Consider the following 2,159-nt stretch of genomic DNA (forward strand, 5'->3'; position numbering starts at 1 on the left):
TTTCAGAGGTTTGCTGTTCCGATCTCGCCGGGCCGCCCGGCGGCCGTCCCGGACCCGCTCTCGGCGAACCCGAACGCCCGCAACCCGGGCGGCCCCGCCGAAGCGCGGGGCAGCGGGGCGAGGGCGAGGGCCGACGCCGTGGCGGCGGGGCAGGCGGGGGCGCCGGTGCCGGTGGAGCTGCCGGGTGTCGGTGCGGGTGCGGGTGTGGTGGTGGTGCCGGGCTGTGACACCGGGGTGCCGGTGGGGCCGGGCTCCGGCGCGGGTGCGGTGGAGTTACCGGGCTGCGGTGTGGGCGCGGTTGCGGTGGTGGTGCCGGGCTGTGACACCCGGGTGCCGGGGGTGCCGGGCTTCGGGGCGTCGGGGTCCGGGCCCAGGGGCGCCGTCAGGTCTCGGAAGGGGGTCGGGGTGCCGCCCGGGAGCAGGGCCAGTACCGCCCGGTGGTCGGTGGACAGCGCGCTCGCGGCCGCGCGGACGCGGTCCGCGTCGAGGGTTCGGAGGCGATCGGGCAGTGCGTCGACGAGGTCGGGATCGCCGAAGAGGATCTCCAGCCGGCCCAGCGCGCGGGCCCGGGGGCCCACCGCGTGGTGGGTGCGCAGGTGGTCGTCGGCCAGTCGCCCGGCCGCCTGCCGGACCTCGGTGTCGGCGACGCCGGCGAGGGCCCGCAGCGCGTCGTCGACCCGGCGCAGGGCCTCCCGTACGCCGTCCTCGTCGGCGGCGGGCAGGGTGATGACGAGGGTGTCGGGGTCGAGCGCGTCCAGCGGCGCGAAGAAGCCGCAGCCCGCGTCGACGGGGGGTACGGCCAGGAGCCGGGCGACCACGAGCCGGGCGAGGTAGCCGTCGAGGTCGGCCGCCGGGTCGGGCAGCCGGTAGCCGAGGCTGACGGCCCCGCCGCCGGGCACGGCCCGCACGCCCACCCGGTCCTCGGCGAGCGGGGGTTCTGCCAGGACCGGGCGGGGTGCGGTATCGGGGGCCGGCCGGGCCGGCACGGCGGCGAAGTGCCGGGTGACGAGGTCGGCGACCCGGTCGGGATCGTCCGCGCCGCTGACCGTGAGCACGGCGTTGCCCGGGGCGTAGTGCGCGCGGAAGAAGTCCGCGCAGTCCTCGGGCGTCAGGCGGGCCAGCTCGGGGAGGTCGCCGTAGCCGTCGTGGGCGTTGGCCCAGCGGTCGTACAGCAGGGCGGGCAGCAGCGGCCAGGGCAGCCCGCCGAGCGGCGCGTCGTACACGGCGGCCCTGATCTCGGCCTCGACGCCCGCGAGTTGCTGGGCGAGGGAGCCCGCGGTGAAGAGGGGGGCGCGCATCCGGTCGGCCTCGGCGGCCAGCGCGTGCTCCAGGTCGGCGGTGGGAACGACGTGGACGTAGTCCGTGTGGTCCTGGTGGGTGGTGCCCTCGGCGGACCCGCCGGCGGCCACGAGACCGGTGAAGTAGGCGCGGTCCGGGTGGCGTTCGCTGCCCTCGAACATCATGTGTTCCAGCAGGTGGGCGACCCCGGCGCGGCCTTCGGGCTCCGAGCGGAAGCCGACGCCGTAGTGCACCGCGACGGCCGTCAGGCCGGTCGGCGCCGTCGTGTCGATCAGCACGCGCAGTCCGTTGCCGAGGGTCATCCGGCGCAGCCCCGTACGGTCGTTCGTACGGCCGGTCATGCGGCCGCCCCCTCGGCCAGCGCGGTGGCGAGGGCGCCGTACCGGCGGGCCGTGCCGGCGCCGTCCGGGAGGTACGCGGCGGTGTCGTGCGCGTGGAGCGCGATGCGCAGGGCGGCGCCGCGCACGCAGCCGTCGCGTGCGGTCGCGGGGTCGCCGCCGTAGCCGTCGAGCAGGGCGTCCAGCGGCCGCTGCCAGACCCGGGGGTCGGCGGCGGCGCCCAGCAGCCAGCGGAACTCGGCGAGTTCACCGGCGATCCAGCCCAGGTCGACGTGCGGCGGGGCGGCGCACAGGTCCTCGCCGGTCAGCAGCACGGCCCCACCGGCCCCCGCCCCGTCGACGTCGTCGGCGTCGTCAGCGGCGTCGGCGGCGTCGGCGGCGTCGGCGAGGACCAGCGAGCCGAGGCCCGGCGCGCCGTGCGACAGGACGTGGCCGGTCGCGGGGCGGGCCGCGGGCGCCGCCCCCAGGCGCCCGGGGGCGGCGGCCGAAACGAAGAACCTCCTGTTTTGTAATAATTTTAAA

1 protein-coding gene and 1 pseudogene are annotated in these 2,159 nt (G+C 77.7%); both read right to left on the bottom strand.

The window, feature by feature from the left end:
• Positions 1 to 2: 2 nt before the first annotated feature.
• Entirely contained in the window at positions 3 to 1,640 is a 1,638-nt protein-coding gene (locus NOD94_RS40870; protein ID WP_281211311.1) for a pitrilysin family protein, read from the bottom strand.
• A pseudogene (locus tag NOD94_RS40875) lies at positions 1,637 to 2,159 on the bottom strand (hypothetical protein); the annotation flags it as partial. The pseudogene NOD94_RS40875 and the gene NOD94_RS40870, both read right to left, overlap by 4 nt.

Source organism: Streptomyces sp. Isolate_45 (genome assembly GCF_024721315.2).
Lineage (GTDB): Bacteria > Actinomycetota > Actinomycetes > Streptomycetales > Streptomycetaceae > Streptomyces.